Genomic DNA, 22579 nt, shown 5'->3' with positions numbered 1-22579 from the left:
AGACATAAGGAGGTGCAAACGATGAAGTTACATGAACTCGCTCCGGCTCCAGGATCCCGTAAAGAACGCAACCGTGTAGGTCGCGGTACTTCCAGCGGTAACGGTAAAACATCCGGCCGTGGTCATAAAGGTCAAAACTCTCGTTCCGGCGGTGGTGTTCGTCCGGGCTTCGAGGGCGGCCAAAACCCACTCTATCGTCGTCTGCCTAAGCGTGGATTCGTCAATCCTACTCGTAAAGAGTATGCGATTGTGAATCTGGAGGAACTGAACAGCTTTGCAGAAGGAACGGAAGTTACGCCTCAATTGCTGCTCGAAACAGGCGTTGTAAAGAACGCGAAGAGCGGCATCAAAATTCTCGGCAATGGAGAAATCACTGTAAAACTTACAGTTCAAGCGAACAAGTTCTCTCAATCTGCGGTAGAGAAAATCGAGGCTGCCGGCGGTAAAACCGAGGTGATCTAATGTTTAAGACGCTTAAGAATATATGGCATGTTGAAGATTTGCGCAAAAGAATTCTGTTTACCCTGTTTGTATTTATCATCTACCGCATTGGTTCGTTCGTGCCGGTTCCCGGTGTGGACAAAACGGTGTTTCAATCGGCCGGCAACGAGGCTGGGAATTCCTTGATGAACCTATTCAACACGTTTTCGGGTGGAGCGCTTAAAAACTTCTCCATTTTTGCGATCAGCATTTACCCGTACATTACTGCATCTATCATCGTGCAGCTTTTGTCGATGGATGTAGTGCCGAAATTTGCCGAATGGGCCAAACAAGGCGAACACGGGAAAAAGCAACTGGCGCAAATTACCCGTTACGGTACGGTAGTGTTGGCTCTGATTCAGGGTTTTGCAACCTCTATCGGTTTCAACCGAATGTATGGTACGCAAATGATGCCGAATGCAACGATCGCAGATTATCTGCTCGTTGCCATTATTTTGACGGCAGGTACTTCATTTCTGATGTGGCTTGGTGAACAAATCACTGAGCGGGGTATCGGAAACGGGATCTCGATCCTGATTTTTGCGGGAATCATCGCAGGCATTCCGGGATATTTTACGGCAACGGCGCAATCGAGCTTTATCCAGCCGGGGCAGACTTTCCTGAATATTCTTAAAGTCGTGGTCGTTGCAATCGTGATTGTGGCGATTATTACGGGTGTTATCTTCGTACAGCAAGGAATTCGGAAGATTCCCGTACAATATGCCAAACGCGTGGTCGGAAACAAAATGTATGGTGGACAAAATACGCACATTCCGCTTAAAATCAATGCGGCGGGCGTAATTCCCGTTATCTTTGCCGTATCGCTGCTTCAATTCCCGATTGTCATCGCCAACTTTTGGTCGACCCATGATTGGGCGAAGTGGATCTCCAACAATCTTTCTCATGACAAGCCGCTCGGCATGGTCCTCTACGTGATCATGATCATCGGATTTACGTTCTTCTATACGTTTGTTCAGATGAATCCGCAGCAGATGGCTGACAATATGAAGAAGAATGGCGGATACATTCCAGGTATTCGTCCAGGCAAAGCTACGGAGAAATATTTGACCCGGGTAATGTCCCGTCTGACGATGTCGGGCGCATTGTTCCTGGCCATCATCTCTGTGCTTCCGGTATTCTTCGGCTCTTTGTCCGGTTTGCCGCGGTCGGTGCAGATCGGCGGCACCGCGCTGCTTATCGTTATCGGCGTCGCACTGGATACGATGAAGCAGATCGAGAGCCAATTGATTAAACGCCATTACAAAGGCTTCATTAACAAATAGGCGATAGGTTCCGGTGAAGCGGCTCATTTACAGACTTCCCGGCGCCTATTGTGCTGTTTCTTGCCTGGTGGCGATCGAGTGCTAAAGGGGAGAGACGTAAGGTGAACATCCTTTTCATGGGCCCGCCTGGAGCAGGCAAGGGAACTCAAGCTGCGGTTATCGTAAAGGAACTGGATATCCCTCATATCTCAACGGGAGACGCTTTTCGTCTCGCGATTAAGCAGGGAACTCCAGTCGGTCTAAAAGCCAAATCCTTTATCGACCAAGGCTTGCTTGTACCAGATGATGTAACGATTGGAATTGTGGAAGAGCGGCTGCAGCAGTCCGATTGCGAAAAAGGTTTTTTATTGGACGGCTTTCCAAGAACTCTTTCGCAAGCGGAAGCGCTGGATGAGCTTCTTGCCCGCATGAATACTTCTCTGGATCATGTTATTAATTTGAACGTGGATCGCGGATTGCTTCTGGCCCGTCTGACCGGACGACGGATTTGCAAGGTATGCGGTGCATCGTATCACTTGATTTTCAACCCGCCGAAACAGGAAGGCATCTGCGACATCGATGGCGGCGAGTTGTATCAGCGTCCGGATGATAATGAAGAAAGTGTTGGCAAGCGATTGGATGAGTATGACAACAAGACGGCGCCGCTGCTTCACTTTTACGAGAATAAAGGTCTTTTGCGTCAGGTAAACGGGGAAAACGAAATCGACGTCGTTTCTGCCGAAATTGTATCTTTACTGCGAGGTTAGTGTAATGATCATATGTAAGTCCGAACAGGAACTTGCCTTTATGAGAGAAGCGGGACGAATTGTTGCCGAGACTCACCGTCTCATGGCACAGGCCATCGAGCCTGGGATTACGACAGGAGAACTCGATAGAATCGCCGATCAATACATTCGCAGTCAAGGTGCTGTGCCGTCATTCAAAGGCTACAATGGTTTTCCTGCCAGCATTTGCGCTTCAGTCAACGATCAGTTGGTGCATGGATTTCCTGGCAAACGCAAACTGGTGGAAGGCGATATCGTATCGCTGGACATTGGAGCGCAGTACAAGGGATATCACGGCGATTCCGCCTGGACCTATGGGGTAGGCAGCATATCCGAAGAAGCCCAGCGGCTCTTGGATGTGACGGAGGGCTCCCTGTACGCAGGCCTTGAGCTGATTAAGCCGGATGTGCGCCTGTTTACAATCTCCCACGCTATTCAAAAATATATCGAAGATGCCGGATTCTCGGTAGTCCGCGAGTATGTTGGGCATGGTGTTGGGGCAGAACTGCATGAAGAACCGCAAATTCCGAACTACGGCATTGCAGACCGCGGTCCGCGGCTTAAGGCAGGCATGGTGCTCGCTATCGAGCCGATGGTCAATGCGGGCAAACGTTATGTCCGAACGCTGGAAGATAACTGGACGGTCGTGACGGTGGACGGTTCGCTGTGCGCTCACTTTGAGCATACAGTGGCGGTTACGCCGGAAGGCATGGAAATTTTCACGAAACTGAATGCGTAGGTGATCTTCGTTGAATGCCGAGAGCAGCCCGCAAGTCGGTCAATTAGTGAAAATACTCAAAGGCAAGGAAGCTGGAGAGATTGCCGTGGTCATCGCTGTTGTGGACAGCAGGTTTGTGTATATTGCGGACGGAGACAAACGCAAGTTTGACGGACCGAAGAAGAAGAACATCCTTCATCTGGAGTTCACTCCGATCGTCAGCAGCGAGGTTGTGAACAGTCTGAAAGAAACCGGACGGGTAACGAATGGAAAGCTGCGCTATGCAGTGATGAATTATGTGCGTTCCGCCGGAATAAGCGCTATGAAGAAAGGAGAGTAGCTGTGGCCAAAGAAGATGTCATTGAGGTGGAAGGCACCGTCATTGAACCGTTGCCGAATGCAACGTTTAAGGTTGAACTGGAGAACGGTCATCAGATTCTTGCCCACGTATCCGGTAAGCTGCGGATGCACTTTATCCGTATTTTGACCGGTGACAAAGTGGTCGTACAGTTATCGCCTTATGATTTGACTAAAGGTCGTATAACTTACCGTAAATAGATCTGCTTTATGCAGAACATGCACGTATGCTTTTGAAGCCAGTTTTACTATCTGTAAAACTGAGCGGGCGTTTTCGAACCCAGTTTTACTGTGTAAAACTTTGAGGAGGTAATAAGCATGAAGGTAAGACCTTCTGTAAAGCCCATTTGCGAGAAATGCAAAGTCATCCGCCGCAAAGGGACTGTAATGGTAATTTGTGAAAATCCGAAGCACAAACAAAAACAAGGTTAAAGAAGGGGGTGTAGCGTAAAATGGCTCGTATAGCTGGAGTGGATTTGCCACGTGACAAACGCGTTGAGATCGCCTTGACTTATATTTTCGGAATCGGTAGAACGACTTCCCAGAAAATTCTTAAAGAAACAGGGATCGATGTTAATACACGTGTCCGTGATTTGACGGAAGATGAAGTCAGCAAACTACGTGAAACGATCGACAAATCGGTCAAAGTGGAAGGCGACCTGCGTCGTGAAATTTCCTTGAATATTAAACGTCTTACCGAGATTGGCTGCTATCGCGGTGTTCGTCACCGTCGCGGCTTGCCGGTTCGCGGTCAACGTACCAAGACAAATGCCCGTACCCGGAAAGGCCCGCGTCGTACGGTAGCAAACAAGAAGAAATAATAAGGGGGGATAAGAGACAATGGCTAAACCGAAAAAAGTCGTACGTACGAAACGTCGCGACCGTAAAAATATCGAATCCGGCGTGGCACATATCCGTTCCACGTTCAACAATACCATCGTTACCATCACGGATCCTCACGGCAACGCTATTTCCTGGGCAAGCTCCGGCGGCCAAGGATTTAAAGGTTCCCGTAAGTCGACTCCGTTCGCAGCCCAAATGGCGGCAGAAGTTGCAGCTAAGGCAGCTATGGAGCACGGCATGAAAAATGTTGAAGTTATGGTTAAAGGACCGGGCGCGGGCCGCGAGGCAGCCATCCGTTCCCTTCAAGCCGCTGGCCTTGAAGTTAACCTCATTAAAGACGTCACTCCGGTTCCGCATAATGGATGCCGTCCGCCGAAACGTCGCCGCGTATAGTGAATCAGCGATGTAAATGTGGTATAAATCCGGCAACATTTGCTAATAATGGTTGTTTAGGCATACTACATGATACACCTGATGGGGTGACAGTTTCATATAGGAGCGACGTTGAAGGAGGGTTACACTCGTGATAGAAATCGAAAAGCCGAAGATTGAGACCGTAGAAGCTAATGATGAAGGAACCTATGGGAAATTCGTAGTAGAACCGCTGGAACGTGGATATGGCACGACTCTGGGGAACTCGCTTCGCCGGATCCTGCTGTCCTCCCTTCCGGGAGCCGCAGTGACCTCGGTCCAAATTGACGGCGTTCTGCATGAGTTCTCCACCGTTCCCGGCGTAATGGAAGACGTGACCGAAATCATTTTGAACCTCAAAGCTCTTTCCCTGAAGATTCATTCAGACGAAGAGAAAGTGTTCGAGATTGATGCTGAAGGGGAAGGCGTCGTAACCGCAGGTGACATCCGTGCGGACAGCGATGTTGAGATCCTTAACCCGGACCTTCATATTGCAACGCTGGGACCTGGCGCGAGACTTCACATGCGTATTTTTGCAGGCCGGGGTCGCGGCTATGTCCAAGCGGACCGTAACAAGCGCGAAGACCAGCCGATCGGCGTCATTCCGGTAGATTCCATCTACACTCCGATTTCCCGTGTGAACTACACAATTGACAACACCCGTGTCGGTCAAGTGACCAACTACGACAAGTTGACGATGGAAATCTGGACAGATGGCAGCATCAGACCGGAGGAAGCCGTCAGCCTTGGAGCCAAAATTTTGAATGAGCATCTTGTTTTGTTCGTAGGTCTTACGGATGAAGCGAAGGATGCCGAAATTATGGTTGAAAAAGAAGAAGACAAAAAAGAAAAAGTGCTTGAGATGACAATCGAAGAGCTGGATCTTTCGGTCCGTTCCTACAACTGTCTCAAACGCGCCGGCATCAATACGGTGCAGGAGCTTACCACGAAAACGGAAGAAGATATGATGAAGGTCCGCAACCTGGGCCGCAAATCTTTGGAAGAAGTTCAGGAAAAGCTGGAAGAGCTCGGTTTGGGTCTGCGTACCGAAGAATAAGCGTAAGATTGACGAAGTAGAGGAGGGAAAAACATGGCATACCAAAAGTTGGGCCGTGATTCCAGTGCGCGTAAAGCATTGTTCCGCGACTTGGTAACGGACCTGTTCTTATACGAGCGCATCCAAACCACGGAAGCGAAAGCGAAAGAAGTTCGTACCATCGCCGAAAAACTGATCACCAAAGCGAAGAAGGGCGATCTGCATGCCCGTCGTCAAGTAGCTGCATTCGTACGCCGCGAAACTGCCGACGGAGAGCAGGATGCAATTCAAAAACTGTTCGCTGAAATCGCACCGCGCTATACGGAACGTCCAGGCGGATACACTCGTATCCTGAAGCTCGGACCTCGTCGCGGCGACTCGGCACCTATGGTTTACCTTGAACTGGTAGATCGTGCCTAGTTAATAGCAGCAAGCTTGATTTCCCGATTGCCCCTGTTATCCATCTCTTTTGGAGAAGGGTAGGGGGATGATCCGCGTTATTGTATCAGTGGAATATGGCCCGGCTCTTCTTTCGGAGAGGCGGCGTCATGTCCCGGCTCCTACCGACGGCGTGATCTACCGGATATCTGCATAGGTGTCCGCCAGTCGTGCAGTAAACCGCGGAAATCCGCTTGTTCAATGGAAGGAGCTCCCGAAGGGGCTTCTTTTTTTTGAAATATAAGAGTTCATAAGCTCTGCACTTATCCCTGGCCTTATATTTCTGCGAGAAACGGGTGCCCCCTCCTGTGAGGACGGCGCAGCCGTTTCTTCTTGGGAGGAGAGCCGAAATGCGCAATCTATTCATGAAAGTCACCTATGACGGTACAAACTATGACGGCTTTCAGACTCAGCCCGGAGGCAATACAGTTCAGGATAAGCTGGAACAGGCTATTACCCATCTGACAGGTGAAGTGTTGAAGATTACCGCTTCCGGACGTACGGATGCTGGCGTTCACGCATATGGACAGCCTTTTAATTTCGAGACAGCCTCACGAATTCCGCTGGAGCGTTGGTGTTTGGCACTGAACGCGCGTCTGCCGAAGGATATCGTGGTTACGGAAGCGTACGAAGTGCCGCTCTCTTTCCATTCCCGCCGGGCAGCCAAGCGGAAGACCTATCGATATACGATCAATGGCAACCGGTTTCCGGATCCTTTTCAGCGGCGATTTCAGTTTCATCATCCCGTAGCGCTTGATGTGAAGGCAATGGAGCAGGGGCTGCAGCTTCTGATCGGCACCTACGACTACACTTCCTTCGCATCGCGGAAATCGACGAAGACCTCGCATGTCCGTACAATTTACGAGGCGTATATGGAGATTGACCGAAGCATGTGCAGACCAGGATCGTCCGATCAGGGAGTCATTCACACTTATATTACCGGCAGCGGGTTTTTGCAGCATATGGTACGGATCATCATGGGTACGCTGATTCAAGTGGGAGAGGGTAAACGCCGGCCGGAGTCCATAGCGGACATTCTGGCGGCATGCGACCGGGCTGCCGCCGGCTCGACGGCGGTGGCTAAGGGATTGGCGCTTTGGAATGTAAGCTACCGGGACGCAGAATGAGATTCACATTGATTTTGTTGAAAAAAGACAATTTAATGATCGAAAAACTCTTGCACTCGGTGTGGTTATCCTGTAAAATAAAAGTTGTGTTTTCTTGATGGCTATCCCACAGCCCCGATCAAGAAAGCCCTGAAAATGCTTTACCTAACAACCAAAAATGTAATTTCGATGAGAAATCAGATATACGAGATTTTCGTACGAGAACAAGGAGGAACTATTCATGCGTACCACCTACATGGCGAAGCCGAACGAAGTAGAACGCAACTGGCATATCATTGATGCCGAAGGCAAAACACTCGGCCGTCTGGCAAGTGAAGCCGCCGCTTTGATCCGCGGCAAACACAAACCGCAATTTACCCCTCACGTGGATACTGGCGATTTCGTTATTGTCATCAACGCAGAGAAGATTCATCTGACTGGCAAGAAACTGCAAAACAAGAAATACTACCGTCACTCGCTGCATCCGGGTGGTCTGAAAGTAACCACAGCTGAAACTTTGCTGAACAGCAAACCTGAGCGTGTAATTGAATCCGCCGTTCACGGCATGATTCCGAAGACCCGTCAAGGCAACGCGATGAAGCTGAGATTGAAAGTTTATGCCGGCGCCGAGCATCCACACGCAGCACAAAAACCTGAAGTTTACGAACTTCGCGGATAAGAATAAGGGAGGACAGTTTCATGGCACAAGTACAATACTATGGGACAGGTCGTCGTAAACATTCGGTAGCACGTGTTCGCCTCGTACCGGGTGAAGGACGCATTGTCATTAACAAACGCGACATTAACGAATATTTTGGTTTGGAAACACTCAAACTGATTGTAAAACAACCTTTGACTCTGACTGAAACACTGGGCAGCTACGATGTTCTGGTTATCGCTCACGGCGGCGGAATTTCCGGCCAAGCTGGTGCAATCCGTCACGGCATTTCCCGCGCTCTGCTGAAAGCAGATCCGGAATACCGTTCTTCCTTGAAGAAAGCCGGATTCCTGACTCGTGACCCACGTATGAAGGAACGTAAAAAATACGGCCTCAAGGCTGCACGTCGTGCGCCTCAGTTCTCGAAACGTTAATATTTTTTATGCATCAACGAATTTCAGCCTCTGGCCCCTCACAGCCAGGGGTTTTTATGTTAGCATACTAAGTTCCTACAGCTCGATAACTGAATCAAATTTCTTTAACATTTATAGGGAAATGTTATTTTGCAATCTTTTAATGCTGAAATATCATTGACATCCCATGGGAAAGTTATATACTTATTTCATATTAACTTAGTTGGAATTTAAGCTAATGAAGTTTTATTTTGGGATGGAGGAATACGGAATGAATTTGCTTGAAAAAGAAGAGCTAATCAAAGTGAAGGCTGAAGAATTAGAGCATGCCACACCAGAGGAGATTATTCGCTGGGCGGTGGAAACTTTTCCAAATATAACTTTTGCCTGCAGCTTTGGAGCCGAAGACGTTGTGCTGGTTGACATGCTGCAGAAGGTAAGTCCATCTACCGATATTTTCTACCTGGATACGGATTTTCACTTTCAGGAAACCTATGAAACTAGAGACAAGATCGAAGCGAAATATAACTTGGAATTTGTACGGGTATCCCCGCAAATCACTCCAGAGGAGCAAGCTCAGCAGTATGGCGAGGAACTCTGGAAATCAGAACCGAACCAATGCTGCAATATCCGTAAGGTAGAACCTCTGACGCGTATCTTGTCCCAATACGATGCATGGATTACCGGTATTCGCCGCGACCAGGCCCCAACTCGCGCCAATGCGAAGAAGATCGAATATGATTACAAGTTTGGTCTGGTAAAATTCAACCCGATTGCGGACTGGACGAGCGAAGATGTATGGAATTATATCCGCAGCAACGATGTAATCTATAACCCGCTGCATGACCGCAACTTCCCGAGCATCGGCTGCGAGCATTGCACACGCGCCGTTATGCCTGGCGAAGATCCGCGTGCGGGACGCTGGTCAGATTCCGATAAGACGGAGTGCGGACTGCACAAGTAAGACATATTAATCGCAACAACAGAGAAGGGAAGAAAATAGATGACTGCAATCCTTCCGCATGGCGGAACGTTGATCAATCGGATAGCTGAGGGCAAGGAGAGAGAACGGCTGCTTCAGGAAGCGGCAGGATTCAAGAAGATTGCCATTAATACTTGGACGATCTCTGATTTGGATTTGATCGGTGTCGGCGCATTTTCACCGTTAACCGGTTTTCTGAATGAGGAGGACTATCTTTCCGTAGTCAAGAATATGCGTCTTGCGAACGGAACGGTATGGAGCATTCCGATTACGCTGTCTCTAGGCGATGAGGAAGCTGCCGCTTTGGCGATCGGCAAGCGAGTATCCCTGGTCGGCGAAGAGGACGGAGTAATATACGGGCTTCTGGATGTCGAGAGCATTTACAGCGTCGATCAGCAGGTCGAAGCGCAGAATGTATTTAAGACAACCGATCCGGAGCACCCGGGCGTAAGCAAGCTGCTGGCCCGTAATGCAACCTATGTCGGCGGGTCGATTACCGTACTGAACCGTCCGCAGCCGGAGAAATTCGGAGAGTTTTATTTTGATCCGGCCAAGACCCGCGAAATTTTTACGGAAAAGGGCTGGAGAACAGTTGTCGGCTTCCAGACCCGAAATCCCGTTCACCGCGCCCATGAATACATTCAAAAGTCTGCGATGGAGATTGTAGACGGATTGTTCCTGAACCCGCTGGTGGGCGAGACAAAGTCGGACGATGTGCCGGCAAATGTCCGCATGAAGAGTTACCTGGCCCTGCTCGAAAATTATTATCCGCAGAAACGGACGTTTCTTGGCGTCTTCCCGGCAGCCATGCGTTATGCGGGTCCGCGTGAAGCGATTTTCCATGCCATGGTGCGCAAAAATTACGGCTGTACCCATTTTATCGTAGGCCGCGACCATGCGGGCGTAGGCGATTACTACGGCACATATGAAGCGCAGGAGATATTCTCCAACTTCACAGCCGATGAACTGGATATTACGCCGCTGTTCTTCGAGCACAGCTTCTTCTGCAAGAAATGCGGAAACATGGCTTCGAGTAAGACATGCCCTCATACCAAAGAAGATCATGTAGCCTTGTCCGGGACCAAAGTTCGCGCTATGCTGCGTGAAGGAGTGTGCCCGCCGCCTGAATTCTCACGGCCGGAGGTTGCCCAAATTCTAATCGAAGGCATGAAGGAAGTTACAACCTCATGATCATGGATTAAAGGTACTATTTGACCCTCTTGTCCCATATAGATGAGTAGAATCTATCGGGACGAGGGGGTTTTTTTATGTCCGGCCGTAAAGGTAAAAAGGTCTCGGTCTGGATCTCTTGGAGCGGCATGAAAAAGGGAATTTGGGGCATCGTCCTTATGGCCCTGCTGCTGGGCATTATTTCGTATGATATGCCTACCGCGAGAACGTGGAACTACTGGAGCCTGCCGCTGTCCGGCAAGGTCATTGCAATTGATGCGGGACATGGCGGTCCCGACGGAGGAGCAGTCAGCCGGGAAGGCTTGATTGAAAAAGACATCAATTTGGCCGTCTCGCTCTATTTACGCGATTATCTACAGCAGGCAGGCGCCGTCGTCATCATGACGCGTGAAGGCGATTATGATCTTGCCGGATCGAGCACAAGGGGCTATGCCAAGCGCAAGACAGAAGACCTTAAACGGCGTGTCAGAACGATTGAGGATAAGAGAGCCGATCTTTTCATTAGCATACACATGAACAGCATACCATCAAACCGCTGGAGCGGCGCTCAAGTCTTCTACTATCCGAATCATTCGGGCAATGAAGCTCTGGCAAGTCTTGTACAGGAAGAACTCCGGACAGTTCTTGCGAATACGAACCGAATCGCGAAAACGGTAAATACCGTGTATCTGCTGCAGGCGCTGCGAATGCCATCTATTTTAGTAGAGGTGGGATTTCTGTCACATCCGCAAGAATCGGTGCTGCTAGGAGATGACCTGTATCAGCGAAAAGTGGCGACAAGCATTTACAGAGGCATTCTGCGGTATGAAGCAGGCGAACAGGCCAAGGACTACTCTTTCCCTAAACGGTAATGCTATAATAGACAGAAATGAGATCCGGTCAATAAACTGCCGGCTACAGAACAGGAGTGTTTTCCAATGCTGTCCAGGGAACAAATACAAGAATTGCTGCTGCCGATTACCGACCCGGAAACCGGAAAAAGCCTGGTAGAGCTGCAGTTGATTCGCGATATTATGATTAAGGAAGACCGCATCTCTTTATCGCTGGTATGTCTGGAGACGGATGAAACGAAGCGGATGGAGCTTGAACAGGAAGTGAGGGATCGTCTGCGGGAAGGCGGCGCCGAGAATGTCCATATCCGCTTGCGAGACGCAACCGAGCATGAACGGTCTCTATTGAACCAGGGAGACACAACCGAAGGGGAACAGAAGCTCAAAGGTCACGCGGCGGGTTTGGAAGGGCTTGAGCTGCTGAATGAGAACTCAGGTGTCCATTTCATTGCCATAGCGAGCGGCAAGGGCGGAGTCGGCAAATCGACGGTTACGGTTAATCTGGCTGCTGCTCTCGCGCGAACAGGCAAAAAGGTCGGTCTGATAGATGCCGACATTTATGGCTTCAGCGTTCCGGACATGATGGGGATCGAGGAAGGGCCTGTCGCCCAAGACGGAACGATTATTCCTGTGGAGCGCTTCGGTGTGAAAGTGATGTCGATGGGCTTTTTTATCCGTGAAAATAATCCGGTAATTTGGCGCGGTCCGATGCTGGGCAAAATGCTGCGTCAATTTTTCAGCGATGTCGCCTGGGGAGAGCTTGACTATATGCTGCTGGACTTGCCTCCGGGAACGGGCGATGTGGCGCTTGACGTCCACCAGATGCTGCCGCAGAGTAAAGAGGTTATTGTGACCACTCCTCATGCTACAGCGGCATTTGTGGCGGCGAGAGCGGGCTCTATGGCGCTGCAGACCAATCATGAAATTCTAGGAGTTATCGAAAATATGGCCTATTATCAATGCTCGGCCTGCGGCCAAAAAGATTATATCTTTGGTCGTGGCGGGGGAGCAAGACTGGCCGAAAATCTGCACACGAACCTGATCGGGCAAATTCCGCTTGGAGCGCCGGACAACCATATCTCCGAGCCCGATTTCTCACCATCTGTCTATAAAGCAGGAACGGATACAGCGCGGTTGTTCGACGAAATTGCAGATCGGCTGATCATCAAATGTGAATAAATGCCAAGAAGCCAGGCCCTATTTAGGAGCGCCTGGCTTCTTAGTGAGCTCAAGTCCGTTATCCTGTCTACATAAGATTCACCTTCGTTCATTTTTATGGCTATTGTCCGCCAGATCCGCTATCTCCGCCACCGCCACTATCTCCACCGCCCCCGCTGCCCCCGCTAGCTCCGCCTGAACTTCCCTGGCCGCCTCCCTTTTTCTCGGCTTTTGGCTGAAGCTCTTCATGAACGACCGTTTTGAGCAGGGAGAGCACTTCCATCCGGAACAGAGGATTTTGCATCGTTTCCTGCATGACGGTCATCGTCTGCTTCCGGTAATCTGGCGTTTTGGTAAGATCAAGGAACATTTTCATCATTTCGGGAGATTTCATGATTTGGGCAACCGATTTCTGATAAGTCGGGTCTTTGATCAGTTGAAGGTGTAGTTGCTTGTTCTGGGAATTGATAGCTTTGGCAAAATCCCCGGCAAACCGCGGGTCCTTCATAATTTTCTCAATTTCCTTCTGATACTCGGGAGCTGTAATCGTATCCTTTACCGCCAGACGAATCTGCTCATTAGTCTGCGGCAGCATCTTCATGCTCATTGTGCCACCGCCGCCTCCTCCTCCAGCGCCCCCGCTGGGTGTGGACATTGCTTCCTCAACCGCCTTTTTACCCTCTTCACTTTTTAATATATCGACGACCATTGTCTTCATTTCCTTATAGCTAAACTGCTGTGAAGAAGAGCTGCTCTGCTCGCTTCCGCAGGCCGTCAAGACCAAAATTAGGCTAAGCACAATTCCGCTATTCCGTAATACCGCCCGTCTCATTGGTACCGTCCTCCTTTTTTGGGGATACTGATATGTAGTATGCCGTAGAGAAAACACATTTATGTTTGCGGCGGTCATGGTTTTTTGTCGGCAACCTTGGTAAAATAAATCTGTCACGGGGGTGAGCAGCCTGAATATAAAGAAATGGTTTCATCTGTTCTGGACAACGCTGCTGGTCGGTTCCGCAGGAGCTGTCGCAGCCGGGCTGGCGCTTCAGGGAATCAGCGGCGCCGTTCCATTCAAAAGCTTAACGGACACCTTTCTTTATGCGCTTATTTTATTTGGCTACGGGATGCTTGTAAGCGTCTACTCTCAGCTTGGCTTTTTTGCATACCTGATTCTGAACTATATCGGATTTGGCGTGTTTCCGCGAAAAATATGGCTGTACATACAGCTCGCTCTAGCAGTTATCGCCTTGTTTGATTTGTTTTTTCTGCGTTCGTTCGTCGGGGGAGAGCGGAGCCTGATATCCGATTTGACTCTTGGTCTTTCCATTTTGTTTGCTGCCATTGCTGTTGCTTATTTCAAAGTGCGGGATACCAACGCTTTGGCCTGGATTCCGACGTTCTTCTTCATGACCGGTATTACAATTGTGGAAATGATCGGCGTGCTGCGGATTGGCGTGGATAATGCAACCTTATTTATAGTGGTTCCGTTGATTGCCTGTAATGCATTCCAGATTTTGAGACTTCACCGGATTTTGCGGCCAGCCGCCGGATCGTCCGGAGGAACTCCGTAACTCCGTTCCTTAGGAATCAGGAAGCGGGGTTATTTACGTACGGTACGATTGAGTTTCGGAGGGAGGGGAATATATGAACATCGACCGCTATATGATAAAAGACACAGACGGCAAAATACTGCCCAAGCTCAACCCTGACGAAACGGGAGACTTCACAAATAAAGAAGAGGCCGAGGCCCAAATGGGCGCTCTCAAGGAACGCCTTGCCGAACTGCAGGACATTTTTTTCGCTCAAAAGAAGCATGCGCTGCTGATTGTTCTTCAAGGGATGGATTCGAGCGGTAAGGACGGTACGGTAAAGCATGTTTTTTCGGGAATCAATCCACAGGGCTTTACGGTGACCAGCTTCAAAAAGCCGACCCTGGATGAGTCGGCCCATGATTTTTTGTGGAGAGTGCATAAACAGACCCCGGCCAAAGGATATATATCGGCCTTTAACCGTTCACACTATGAAGAGGTGCTCGTACCCCGCGTTCATGGAGGCCAGGACAAAGCTGAAACCAAACGGCGCTTTCGCCATATCCGGCACTTTGAAGAGATGCTGACGGAGGAGAACACGATTATCATTAAGCTGTTTCTTCATATCTCGAAAGACAAACAGCTGGAGAAAATCCAGGAGCGGCTCCAGGACCCGACCAAGCATTGGAAGTTCGATGCGAGCGATCTCGAAGAACGGAAATATTGGGACGACTATCAGGAGGCTTACGAAGATATTTTTAAAGAGACTTCCAAAAGTAATGCGCCATGGTACTGGATTCCGGCCAATCACCGCTGGTTCCGTAACTATTTGGCATTGTATATCGTAGTTAAGACATTGGAGAAGCTAAAGCTCTCTTATCCCAAGCTGAACACCCTGACTCCGGATATTTCCGAACTGATCTCCCCGCGTCATTAATCGGCCGGAAGTCCCTGCCCAATAAAAGATTACAGACCAGCGGCATCCTCCAGCCGATCATTAAGCCACGCCGAGTCCCTAACTTCCTTACCTTCGGTGCTGCCTTGGCTGATTAGCTCGGAGACAGTCACAAATTCATAGCCTTGACTGCGAAGCGCATCGATAATATGCGGAAGCGCCTCATGGGTTTGCTTGCAGGAGTCGCTGGCATGGAGCAGTACGATATCACCGGGATGAGCTTTGGTGGTCACGCGCTTCACTATATTTTCTACACCGATATTTTTCCAATCCAGCGAATCGGTATCCCATTGGATGACTTTATAGCCGAGGTCGTTTGCCACCTGTAGGACTCTTTTGTCAAAATCGCCGTTGGGCATGCGGATCAGCTTCGGTTCTTTCCCGGTTAATTCATTCAGAATTGTACCTGCCGTCGTAATCTGATTTCTAATTTCCTCGCTGCTCAGCGTGCTGTAATTGACATGCTTGTGGCCGTGGCTGCCAATCTCATACCCTGCATTTTTTATATTCGCCACAATGTTCTGATGCGTCTTGCTCCATGGGGAAGACAGGAAGAACGTAGCTTTGTCGACTTTCTTGTCCTCCAGCACCTTAAGAATCGGCCCCGGACGTTTCTCCCCCCAACTGATATCAAAGGTCAGGGCGATCAGCTTTTTCTCCGTAGGTACACTGTAAATGGCGGAAGGGGGCGATTCGGAAAAGACGGTAATATTGCCGCGTTCTACATAAACGACTCCGGCAGCAAGCAGAGCAGCGGCGCAAATGTAGAAGAAACGCTTTATTTTTTTGCCGCTGAATACATAGAAGGAATTCATTCACTCAAGACTCCTCTCCCATACGAAAGCTTGTTTGTTCTAAATGTATGCTCGTACGGAAAGGTTATGACTTGGTATACAACGAAACTCCTAGGAGGTAAGACATGTTCTCTATATTTACTTTTGGCCGTGATCTCTACACAATACGCAAGGCGCTTATGCTCTCAAGTCTGTTATTCATAATCGGCATTGCAGTCGGATGGATTGGAACGGGCAGTCTGGAGCGGCTTCTGATGCAGCAGTTACAGGGACTGGGCAGCATTAGCGAAAAATTACGGGAATCGTCCAATCCGCAGTTGAGCTTTTTTGTATTTATCTTTTTGAACAATAGCATTAAAGGTATTCTAATTATTTTTCTGGGAGCCTTGTTCGGCATTCTTCCGGCCATCTTTCTCTTGATTAACGGGGCAGTCATCGGTTTTTTAGTGCACACATTTGTGCTTCAGGGAAAAGATGTATTTGAACTGATTGTCAAGGGGCTGCTGCCGCATGGGATTATTGAAATCCCCGCCATCATTATAGCTTGTGCTTTCGGCCTTCAGTTTGGCGCCAACGTGGCGGCAAGCATGGTGAGAAGAACACGAAGCGGGGGAGATTGGCCATCCTTTATGCGCCAGACGCTGACGGCGTCCATTTGGATCGTTATATTGCTGCTTATTGCAGCGGTCATTGAGAGCACAGTAACTTTTGCGCTCTTATCATAAAATTTCGAATAATTGCGCATACCATTAAAACGCAAGAACGTAAATTTGGGGTAATGAACAGTATAAATAAAATATCAGTTTTTATAGGAAATAAATATAATTATGGTTATTATTTGGACACTTCGGTTAATCTAGTGTAAGCGGTAGTTCAAGCAGAATCTCCGGTTTAATCAGAATAAATAAAGGAGGCCAAGCATATGTTGGGTATGTTGTTCAACGATAAAGAATGCAAAGAACTGGACTATGTCTTGCGTAAAGAATTGGATGAAATGCTGCTCGACTTAAGCGATCAACGATTGGATCAAAATATCAGACATGCTATTGCCAACAGATACAAGACTGTTTTTCGCATGTATGCTCGTTTCGCGCCGCAAAAGGAACTTTCCAAATACGCTTGGGGCGGCCGCTCTTCCCAAATCAAGCATTAATAAATAGCGGATGTTTCATTAATAAAAAAAGGGTTGACTAAAGAGGAAGCGCCGTGATACATTATATCTCGCGCTCCTTTTTGTTATGTTAGAAGGCGCAGGCAAGAAAAATTGAGAAAAAGTTTTTTCGAAAAAGTACTTGCCAAACAGATAGACAGTATGATATATTATAAAGGTCGCCGCGTGAGACGCGACGATGCACTGAGAGAGATATTGATCTTTGAAAACTGAACAACGAGTGAGTAGGAATTCGCTTGGCGAGTTCCAAAATGAAGAGAAGAAATTCTCGTCAGATGTTTCAAATGAGCGAATCGCTCTTTTCGATATCTGAATATGAAATCATCCGCTCAGCTGAGTTGGACTGATTTCATATTCGGTCGATGTTGCTCTGCAACATCTTTATTGGAGAGTTTGATCCTGGCTCAGGACGAACGCTGGCGGCGTGCCTAATACATGCAAGTCGAGCGGAGTTGTGATGGAGCTTGCTCCTAATCAACTTAGCGGCGGACGGGTGAGTAACACGTAGGCAACCTGCCCCTTGGACTGGGATAACTACCGGAAACGGTAGCTAATACCGGATAATTCCTCTTAGCTCCTGCTAGGAGGCTGAAAGGCGGAGCAATCTGTCACCAAGGGATGGGCCTGCGGCGCATTAGCTAGTTGGTGGGGTAACGGCTCACCAAGGCGACGATGCGTAGCCGACCTGAGAGGGTGAACGGCCACACTGGGACTGAGACACGGCCCAGACTCCTACGGGAGGCAGCAGTAGGGAATCTTCCGCAATGGGCGAAAGCCTGACGGAGCAACGCCGCGTGAGTGATGAAGGTTTTCGGATCGTAAAGCTCTGTTGCCAGGGAAGAACGTCCTTAAGAGTAACTGCTTAAGGAGTGACGGTACCTGAGAAGAAAGCCCCGGCTAACTACGTGCCAGCAGCCGCGGTAATACGTAGGGGGCAAGCGTTGTCCGGAATTATTGGGCGTAAAGCGCGCGCAGGCGGCTGTTTAAGTCTGGTGTTTAAACCATGGGCTCAACCTGTGGTCGCACTGGAAACTGGACAGCTTGAGTGCAGAAGAGGAAAGTGGAATTCCACGTGTAGCGGTGAAATGCGTAGAGATGTGGAGGAACACCAGTGGCGAAGGCGACTTTCTGGGCTGTAACTGACGCTGAGGCGCGAAAGCGTGGGGAGCAAACAGGATTAGATACCCTGGTAGTCCACGCCGTAAACGATGAGTGCTAGGTGTTAGGGGTTTCGATACCCTTGGTGCCGAAGTTAACACAGTAAGCACTCCGCCTGGGGAGTACGGTCGCAAGACTGAAACTCAAAGGAATTGACGGGGACCCGCACAAGCAGTGGAGTATGTGGTTTAATTCGAAGCAACGCGAAGAACCTTACCAGGTCTTGACATCCCTCTGAATACGTTAGAGATAGCGTAGGCCTTCGGGACAGAGGAGACAGGTGGTGCATGGTTGTCGTCAGCTCGTGTCGTGAGATGTTGGGTTAAGTCCCGCAACGAGCGCAACCCTTGACTTTAGTTGCCAGCAGGTAGAGCTGGGCACTCTAGAGTGACTGCCGGTGACAAACCGGAGGAAGGTGGGGATGACGTCAAATCATCATGCCCCTTATGACCTGGGCTACACACGTACTACAATGGCCGGTACAACGGGAAGCGAAGCCGCGAGGCGGAGCCAATCTTATAAAGCCGGTCTCAGTTCGGATTGCAGGCTGCAACTCGCCTGCATGAAGTCGGAATTGCTAGTAATCGCGGATCAGCATGCCGCGGTGAATACGTTCCCGGGTCTTGTACACACCGCCCGTCACACCACGAGAGTTTACAACACCCGAAGTCGGTGGGGTAACCCGTAAGGGAGCCAGCCGCCGAAGGTGGGGTAGATGATTGGGGTGAAGTCGTAACAAGGTAGCCGTATCGGAAGGTGCGGCTGGATCACCTCCTTTCTATGGAGAATCGTTTCTCGTAGCAGAAACATTCAAATACGGAAGCTTGACTTCCGGCAACGCTCACTCGTTGCTCAGTTTTGAGAGAGTAAACCTCTTTCAAGCGTTTGGTGGCGATGGCGGAGGGGTTCCACGCGTACCCATCCCGAACACGACCGTTAAGCCCTCCAGCGCCGATGGTACTTGGACCGAAGGGTCCTGGGAGAGTAGGACGCTGCCAAGCGCAATCTTATGGGTTTTCCGTAAGAGTATATGCAAGACTAAGGGCCTTTAGCTCAGCTGGTTAGAGCGCACCCCTGATAAGGGTGAGGTCGGTGGTTCGAGTCCACTAAGGCCCACCACTTAATAATTGAATTCCCTTTTATGGGGCCATAGCTCAGCTGGGAGAGCGCCTGCCTTGCAAGCAGGAGGTCAGGAGTTCGATCCTCCTTGGCTCCACCATAACATGCAAGAAACTTGATCCTTGAAAACTGGATACCGAAACGAAAATTGCGTTTTAGAACATCTTTTAGCTGAAACTTGTGTCAAGCGATTGATCAAGTGAAGTAAGAGTGCTTAGTTGGTTAAGCTATTAAGAGCACACGGAGGATGCCTAGGCGCCAGGAGCCGACGAAGGACGTGGCGAACAACGAAAAAGCCTCGGGGAGCTGTAAGCAAGCTTTGATCCGGGGGTGTCCGAATGGGGAAACCCGGCTGTGGTAATGCACAGTCACTTCCATCTGAATACATAGGATGGATAGAGGCAGACCAGGGGAACTGAAACATCTAAGTACCCTGAGGAAGAGAAAACAAGAGTGATTCCGTCAGTAGCGGCGAGCGAACGCGGAACAGCCTAAACCGAAGAGCTTGCTCTTCGGGGTTGTGGGACGTCTTACATGGAGTTACAAAGGAATAGGGTAAACGAAGAGGTCTGGAAAGGCCCGCCAGAGAAGGTAACAGCCCTGTAATTGAAATTCGATTCCCTCCAAGACGGATCCCGAGTAGTGCGGGGCACGTGAAACCCCGTATGAATCCGGCAGGACCATCTGCCAAGGCTAAATACTCCCTGGCGACCGATAGTGAAACAGTACCGTGAGGGAAAGGTGAAAAGCACCCCGGAAGGGGAGTGAAACAGTGCCTGAAACCGTGTGCTTACAAGAAGTCAGAGCCCATTTTAGGGGTGATGGCGTGCCTTTTGTAGAATGAACCGGCGAGTTACGTTTAACGTGCAAGGTTAAGGCGAGGAGCCGGAGCCGCAGCGAAAGCGAGTCTGAATAGGGCGCTTAAGTACGTGGGCGTAGACCCGAAACCGGGTGATCTACCCCTGTCCAGGGTGAAGGTGCGGTAACACGCACTGGAGGCCCGAACCCACGAACGTTGAAAAGTTCGGGGATGAGGTGGGGGTAGCGGAGAAATTCCAATCGAACTCGGAGATAGCTGGTTCTCCCCGAAATAGCTTTAGGGCTAGCCTCGGTGAATGAGAGTAATGGAGGTAGAGCACTGATTGGGTGCGGGGCCCGCAAGGGTTACCAAGCTCAGTCAAACTCCGAATGCCATCTACTTGTCGCCGGGAGTCAGACAGTGAGTGCTAAGATCCATTGTCAAAAGGGAAACAGCCCAGACCATCAGCTAAGGTCCCCAAGTGTGTGTTAAGTGGGAAAGGATGTGGAGTTGCACAGACAACCAGGATGTTGGCTTAGAAGCAGCCACCATTGAAAGAGTGCGTAATAGCTCACTGGTCGAGTGACTCTGCGCCGAAAATGTAACGGGGCTAAACACACCACCGAAGCTATGGCTTGATGCTTGCATCAGGGGTAGGGGAGCGTTGTGTATACATTGAAGGTTGACTGTAAGGACAGCTGGAGCGTACACAAGTGAGAATGCCGGTATGAGTAACGAAAAGATCAGTGAGAATCTGATCCGCCGAAAGCCCAAGGTTTCCTGAGGAAGGCTCGTCCGCTCAGGGTCAGTCGGGACCTAAGGCGAGGCCGACAGGCGTAGTCGAAGGACAACAGGTTGATATTCCTGTACCACCGTAATCCGTTATCGAGCAATGGGGGGACGCAGGAGGGTAGTGACGCGGACTGATGGATGTCCGTCCAAGCAGTGAGGCTGATGTGTAGGCAAATCCGCGCATCGCAAGGCCAGGCTGTGATGGGGAGCGAAAATTGTAGTAGCGAAGGTCATGATCTCACACTGCCAAGAAAAGCCTCTAGCCAGGAGAAGGTGCCCGTACCGCAAACCGACACAGGTAGGCGAGAAGAGAATTCTAAGGCGCGCGGAAGAACTCTCGTTAAGGAACTCGGCAAAATGACCCCGTAACTTCGGGAGAAGGGGTGCCTCGGTAGGGTGAATAGCCCGAGGGGGCCGCAGTGAAAAGGCCCAAGCGACTGTTTAGCAAAAACACAGGTCTGTGCGAAGCCGCAAGGCGAAGTATACGGGCTGACGCCTGCCCGGTGCTGGAAGGTTAAGGGGAGCGGTTAGGGGTAACCCGAAGCTGTGAACCGAAGCCCCAGTAAACGGCGGCCGTAACTATAACGGTCCTAAGGTAGCGAAATTCCTTGTCAGGTAAATTCTGACCCGCACGAATGGCGTAACGACTTGGGCGCTGTCTCAACGAGAGATCCGGTGAAATTTTAATACCTGTGAAGATGCAGGTTACCCGCGACAAGACGGAAAGACCCCATGGAGCTTTACTGCAGCTTGATATTGAACTTGGGTACGATCTGTACAGGATAGGTGGGAGCCTTGGAAGCCGGAGCGCCAGCTTCGGTGGAGGCGCCGTTGGGATACCACCCTGATCGTATCTAGGTTCTAACCTGGTACCCTAAGCGGGTACGGGGACCGTGTCAGGCGGGCAGTTTGACTGGGGCGGTCGCCTCCTAAAGCGTAACGGAGGCGTCCCAAGGTTCCCTCAGAATGGTTGGAAATCATTCGAAGAGTGCAAAGGCAGAAGGGAGCTTGACTGCGAGACCTACAAGTCGAGCAGGGACGAAAGTCGGGCTTAGTGATCCGGTGGTACCGCATGGAAGGGCCATCGCTCAACGGATAAAAGCTACCCTGGGGATAACAGGCTTATCTCCCCCAAGAGTCCACATCGACGGGGAGGTTTGGCACCTCGATGTCGGCTCATCGCATCCTGGGGCTGAAGTAGGTCCCAAGGGTTGGGCTGTTCGCCCATTAAAGCGGTACGCGAGCTGGGTTCAGAACGTCGTGAGACAGTTCGGTCCCTATCTGTCGTGGGCGTAGGAAATTTGAGAGGAGCTGTCCTTAGTACGAGAGGACCGGGATGGACGTACCGCTGGTGCACCAGTTGTTCCGCCAGGAGCATGGCTGGGTAGCTACGTACGGACGGGATAAGCGCTGAAAGCATCTAAGCGTGAAGCCCCCCTCAAGATGAGATTTCCCAGTTAGTAAGACCCCTTGAAGACGACGAGGTAGATAGGTTGGAGGTGGAAGCACGGCAACGTGTGGAGCTGACCAATACTAATCGGTCGAGGGCTTATCCAAAAAACACCCCAAAAAGTGAAGCGGAGGCTTCGAAGAG

General features: G+C 50.1%; 24 protein-coding genes, 2 tRNA genes and 3 rRNA genes. 27 read left to right on the top strand and 2 right to left on the bottom strand.

Translation table 11 applies throughout. The features are described 5' to 3' along the window. The first annotated feature begins 21 nt into the window (after positions 1 to 21). The 18 genes from rplO (at position 22) to VK70_RS25780 (ending at position 12689) form a co-directional block, all read left to right on the top strand. A complete protein-coding gene (rplO, locus tag VK70_RS25865; protein ID WP_025693036.1) occupies positions 22 to 462 on the top strand; it encodes a 50S ribosomal protein L15 in 441 nt (146 codons plus the stop codon). After that, the gene (gene secY, locus VK70_RS25860) at positions 462 to 1763 is read left to right on the top strand and encodes a preprotein translocase subunit SecY (protein ID WP_025700280.1); all 1302 of its coding nucleotides are present in this window, start codon (positions 462 to 464) and stop codon (positions 1761 to 1763) included. Before rplO ends, secY begins: the two co-directional genes overlap by 1 nt. 101 nt (positions 1764 to 1864) lie before the next feature. After that, complete coding sequence (locus VK70_RS25855; RefSeq protein ID WP_025700278.1) at positions 1865 to 2509, top strand: adenylate kinase; 645 nt, start codon at positions 1865 to 1867, stop codon at positions 2507 to 2509. A gap of 4 nt (positions 2510 to 2513) precedes the next feature. Then, positions 2514 to 3266: a type I methionyl aminopeptidase gene (gene map, locus VK70_RS25850; RefSeq protein ID WP_025700276.1), complete on the top strand. Its 753-nt coding sequence runs from the start codon at positions 2514 to 2516 to the stop codon at positions 3264 to 3266. A 10-nt stretch (positions 3267 to 3276) separates the two neighbouring features. Further along, on the top strand, positions 3277 to 3585 hold the full coding sequence (locus tag VK70_RS25845) for a KOW domain-containing RNA-binding protein (protein ID WP_025700275.1): 309 nt from the start codon (positions 3277 to 3279) through the stop codon (positions 3583 to 3585). A gap of 2 nt (positions 3586 to 3587) precedes the next feature. Continuing rightward, positions 3588 to 3803 carry a translation initiation factor IF-1 gene (infA, locus tag VK70_RS25840; RefSeq protein ID WP_006212898.1) on the top strand — a complete coding sequence of 72 codons (216 nt, stop codon included), beginning with the start codon at positions 3588 to 3590 and terminating at the stop codon, positions 3801 to 3803. A gap of 117 nt (positions 3804 to 3920) precedes the next feature. After that, positions 3921 to 4034, top strand: a complete 114-nt coding sequence (gene rpmJ / locus VK70_RS25835) for a 50S ribosomal protein L36 (protein WP_003322638.1) — start codon at positions 3921 to 3923, stop codon at positions 4032 to 4034. 20 nt (positions 4035 to 4054) lie between these two features. Continuing rightward, on the top strand, positions 4055 to 4423 hold the full coding sequence (gene rpsM, locus VK70_RS25830) for a 30S ribosomal protein S13 (RefSeq protein ID WP_025693041.1): 369 nt from the start codon (positions 4055 to 4057) through the stop codon (positions 4421 to 4423). Between the two features lie 19 nt (positions 4424 to 4442). Continuing rightward, positions 4443 to 4838 (top strand): 30S ribosomal protein S11, encoded by a 396-nt coding sequence (gene rpsK / locus VK70_RS25825; protein ID WP_025693042.1) that lies wholly within the window; start codon positions 4443 to 4445, stop codon positions 4836 to 4838. A gap of 130 nt (positions 4839 to 4968) precedes the next feature. After that, positions 4969 to 5913, top strand: a complete 945-nt coding sequence (locus tag VK70_RS25820) for a DNA-directed RNA polymerase subunit alpha (protein ID WP_025693043.1) — start codon at positions 4969 to 4971, stop codon at positions 5911 to 5913. A gap of 33 nt (positions 5914 to 5946) precedes the next feature. Next, a complete protein-coding gene (gene rplQ / locus VK70_RS25815; protein ID WP_025693044.1) occupies positions 5947 to 6312 on the top strand; it encodes a 50S ribosomal protein L17 in 366 nt (121 codons plus the stop codon). A 368-nt stretch (positions 6313 to 6680) separates the two neighbouring features. Continuing rightward, positions 6681 to 7457, top strand: a complete 777-nt coding sequence (gene truA, locus VK70_RS25810; protein ID WP_025700273.1) for a tRNA pseudouridine(38-40) synthase TruA — start codon at positions 6681 to 6683, stop codon at positions 7455 to 7457. A 220-nt stretch (positions 7458 to 7677) separates the two neighbouring features. Next, positions 7678 to 8115 carry a 50S ribosomal protein L13 gene (rplM, locus tag VK70_RS25805; protein ID WP_025693046.1) on the top strand — a complete coding sequence of 146 codons (438 nt, stop codon included), beginning with the start codon at positions 7678 to 7680 and terminating at the stop codon, positions 8113 to 8115. A gap of 20 nt (positions 8116 to 8135) precedes the next feature. After that, the gene (rpsI, locus tag VK70_RS25800) at positions 8136 to 8528 is read left to right on the top strand and encodes a 30S ribosomal protein S9 (RefSeq protein WP_025693047.1); all 393 of its coding nucleotides are present in this window, start codon (positions 8136 to 8138) and stop codon (positions 8526 to 8528) included. A 250-nt stretch (positions 8529 to 8778) separates the two neighbouring features. Next, positions 8779 to 9471, top strand: coding sequence for a phosphoadenylyl-sulfate reductase (locus tag VK70_RS25795; protein ID WP_025700271.1), 693 nt, complete (start codon positions 8779 to 8781; stop codon positions 9469 to 9471). A gap of 39 nt (positions 9472 to 9510) precedes the next feature. Then, on the top strand, positions 9511 to 10680 hold the full coding sequence (gene sat, locus VK70_RS25790) for a sulfate adenylyltransferase (protein ID WP_025700269.1): 1170 nt from the start codon (positions 9511 to 9513) through the stop codon (positions 10678 to 10680). 77 nt (positions 10681 to 10757) lie between these two features. After that, positions 10758 to 11531 (top strand): N-acetylmuramoyl-L-alanine amidase CwlD, encoded by a 774-nt coding sequence (gene cwlD, locus VK70_RS25785; RefSeq protein ID WP_025700267.1) that lies wholly within the window; start codon positions 10758 to 10760, stop codon positions 11529 to 11531. A gap of 66 nt (positions 11532 to 11597) precedes the next feature. Next, positions 11598 to 12689: an Mrp/NBP35 family ATP-binding protein gene (locus VK70_RS25780; protein ID WP_025700265.1), complete on the top strand. Its 1092-nt coding sequence runs from the start codon at positions 11598 to 11600 to the stop codon at positions 12687 to 12689. Between the two features lie 100 nt (positions 12690 to 12789). Here the strand turns inward: VK70_RS25780 and gerD are convergent, their stop codons facing one another. After that, positions 12790 to 13500 (bottom strand): spore germination lipoprotein GerD, encoded by a 711-nt coding sequence (gene gerD, locus VK70_RS25775; protein ID WP_025700263.1) that lies wholly within the window; start codon positions 13498 to 13500, stop codon positions 12790 to 12792. 121 nt (positions 13501 to 13621) lie between these two features. On the opposite strand from gerD, the gene VK70_RS25770 reads away from it, so the two are divergent. Beyond that, on the top strand, positions 13622 to 14239 hold the full coding sequence (locus tag VK70_RS25770; protein WP_324607973.1) for a KinB-signaling pathway activation protein: 618 nt from the start codon (positions 13622 to 13624) through the stop codon (positions 14237 to 14239). A 73-nt stretch (positions 14240 to 14312) separates the two neighbouring features. Continuing rightward, positions 14313 to 15134: a PPK2 family polyphosphate kinase gene (locus VK70_RS25765; protein WP_025700259.1), complete on the top strand. Its 822-nt coding sequence runs from the start codon at positions 14313 to 14315 to the stop codon at positions 15132 to 15134. 29 nt (positions 15135 to 15163) lie between these two features. On the opposite strand, the gene pdaB is transcribed toward VK70_RS25765, so the two are convergent. Next, positions 15164 to 15967, bottom strand: coding sequence for a polysaccharide deacetylase family sporulation protein PdaB (gene pdaB / locus VK70_RS25760; protein WP_025700258.1), 804 nt, complete (start codon positions 15965 to 15967; stop codon positions 15164 to 15166). Positions 15968 to 16071: 104 nt separating this feature from the next. On the opposite strand from pdaB, the gene VK70_RS25755 reads away from it, so the two are divergent. From VK70_RS25755 to VK70_RS25725, 7 genes are all read left to right on the top strand, one after another. Next, positions 16072 to 16671, top strand: coding sequence for a stage II sporulation protein M (locus tag VK70_RS25755; protein WP_025700256.1), 600 nt, complete (start codon positions 16072 to 16074; stop codon positions 16669 to 16671). A 197-nt stretch (positions 16672 to 16868) separates the two neighbouring features. Then, positions 16869 to 17099, top strand: coding sequence for a hypothetical protein (locus VK70_RS25750; RefSeq protein WP_025700254.1), 231 nt, complete (start codon positions 16869 to 16871; stop codon positions 17097 to 17099). A gap of 399 nt (positions 17100 to 17498) precedes the next feature. Further along, a 16S ribosomal RNA gene (locus tag VK70_RS25745) occupies positions 17499 to 19053 on the top strand. A gap of 106 nt (positions 19054 to 19159) precedes the next feature. Then, a 5S ribosomal RNA gene (gene rrf, locus VK70_RS25740) occupies positions 19160 to 19276 on the top strand. A 41-nt stretch (positions 19277 to 19317) separates the two neighbouring features. Then, positions 19318 to 19394 (top strand) — tRNA-Ile (locus VK70_RS25735). 24 nt (positions 19395 to 19418) lie between these two features. After that, positions 19419 to 19494 (top strand) — tRNA-Ala (locus VK70_RS25730). 120 nt (positions 19495 to 19614) lie between these two features. Beyond that, positions 19615 to 22542, top strand: a 23S ribosomal RNA gene (locus VK70_RS25725). Together the 16S, 23S and 5S rRNA genes with 2 tRNA genes alongside form the textbook arrangement of a ribosomal RNA operon. Positions 22543 to 22579: the final 37 nt, after the last annotated feature.

Origin of the sequence: Paenibacillus durus ATCC 35681, from assembly GCF_000993825.1 — a bacterium.
Classification (GTDB): Bacteria; Bacillota; Bacilli; order Paenibacillales; family Paenibacillaceae; genus Paenibacillus_AQ; species Paenibacillus_AQ durus_B.
Note: the sequence above shows the minus strand (reverse complement) of the source record. Positions and strands in the feature narration are given on the sequence as shown.

Bases quoted from the DNA above. Each gene is read 5' to 3' on its own strand.
- rplO (WP_025693036.1), top strand. From the start codon at position 22: ATGAAGTTACATGAACTCGCTCCGGCTCCAGGATCCCGTAAAGAACGC.
- secY (WP_025700280.1), top strand. From the start codon at position 462: ATGTTTAAGACGCTTAAGAATATATGGCATGTTGAAGATTTGCGCAAA.
- map (WP_025700276.1), top strand. From the start codon at position 2,514: ATGATCATATGTAAGTCCGAACAGGAACTTGCCTTTATGAGAGAAGCG.
- rpmJ (WP_003322638.1), top strand. From the start codon at position 3,921: ATGAAGGTAAGACCTTCTGTAAAGCCCATTTGCGAGAAATGCAAAGTC.
- rpsM (WP_025693041.1), top strand. From the start codon at position 4,055: ATGGCTCGTATAGCTGGAGTGGATTTGCCACGTGACAAACGCGTTGAG.
- rpsK (WP_025693042.1), top strand. From the start codon at position 4,443: ATGGCTAAACCGAAAAAAGTCGTACGTACGAAACGTCGCGACCGTAAA.
- rplQ (WP_025693044.1), top strand. From the start codon at position 5,947: ATGGCATACCAAAAGTTGGGCCGTGATTCCAGTGCGCGTAAAGCATTG.
- truA (WP_025700273.1), top strand. From the start codon at position 6,681: ATGCGCAATCTATTCATGAAAGTCACCTATGACGGTACAAACTATGAC.
- rplM (WP_025693046.1), top strand. From the start codon at position 7,678: ATGCGTACCACCTACATGGCGAAGCCGAACGAAGTAGAACGCAACTGG.
- rpsI (WP_025693047.1), top strand. From the start codon at position 8,136: ATGGCACAAGTACAATACTATGGGACAGGTCGTCGTAAACATTCGGTA.
- VK70_RS25795 (WP_025700271.1), top strand. From the start codon at position 8,779: ATGAATTTGCTTGAAAAAGAAGAGCTAATCAAAGTGAAGGCTGAAGAA.
- sat (WP_025700269.1), top strand. From the start codon at position 9,511: ATGACTGCAATCCTTCCGCATGGCGGAACGTTGATCAATCGGATAGCT.
- cwlD (WP_025700267.1), top strand. From the start codon at position 10,758: ATGTCCGGCCGTAAAGGTAAAAAGGTCTCGGTCTGGATCTCTTGGAGC.
- VK70_RS25780 (WP_025700265.1), top strand. From the start codon at position 11,598: ATGCTGTCCAGGGAACAAATACAAGAATTGCTGCTGCCGATTACCGAC.
- gerD (WP_025700263.1), bottom strand. From the start codon at position 13,500: ATGAGACGGGCGGTATTACGGAATAGCGGAATTGTGCTTAGCCTAATT.
- VK70_RS25765 (WP_025700259.1), top strand. From the start codon at position 14,313: ATGAACATCGACCGCTATATGATAAAAGACACAGACGGCAAAATACTG.
- pdaB (WP_025700258.1), bottom strand. From the start codon at position 15,967: ATGAATTCCTTCTATGTATTCAGCGGCAAAAAAATAAAGCGTTTCTTC.
- VK70_RS25755 (WP_025700256.1), top strand. From the start codon at position 16,072: ATGTTCTCTATATTTACTTTTGGCCGTGATCTCTACACAATACGCAAG.
- VK70_RS25750 (WP_025700254.1), top strand. From the start codon at position 16,869: ATGTTGGGTATGTTGTTCAACGATAAAGAATGCAAAGAACTGGACTAT.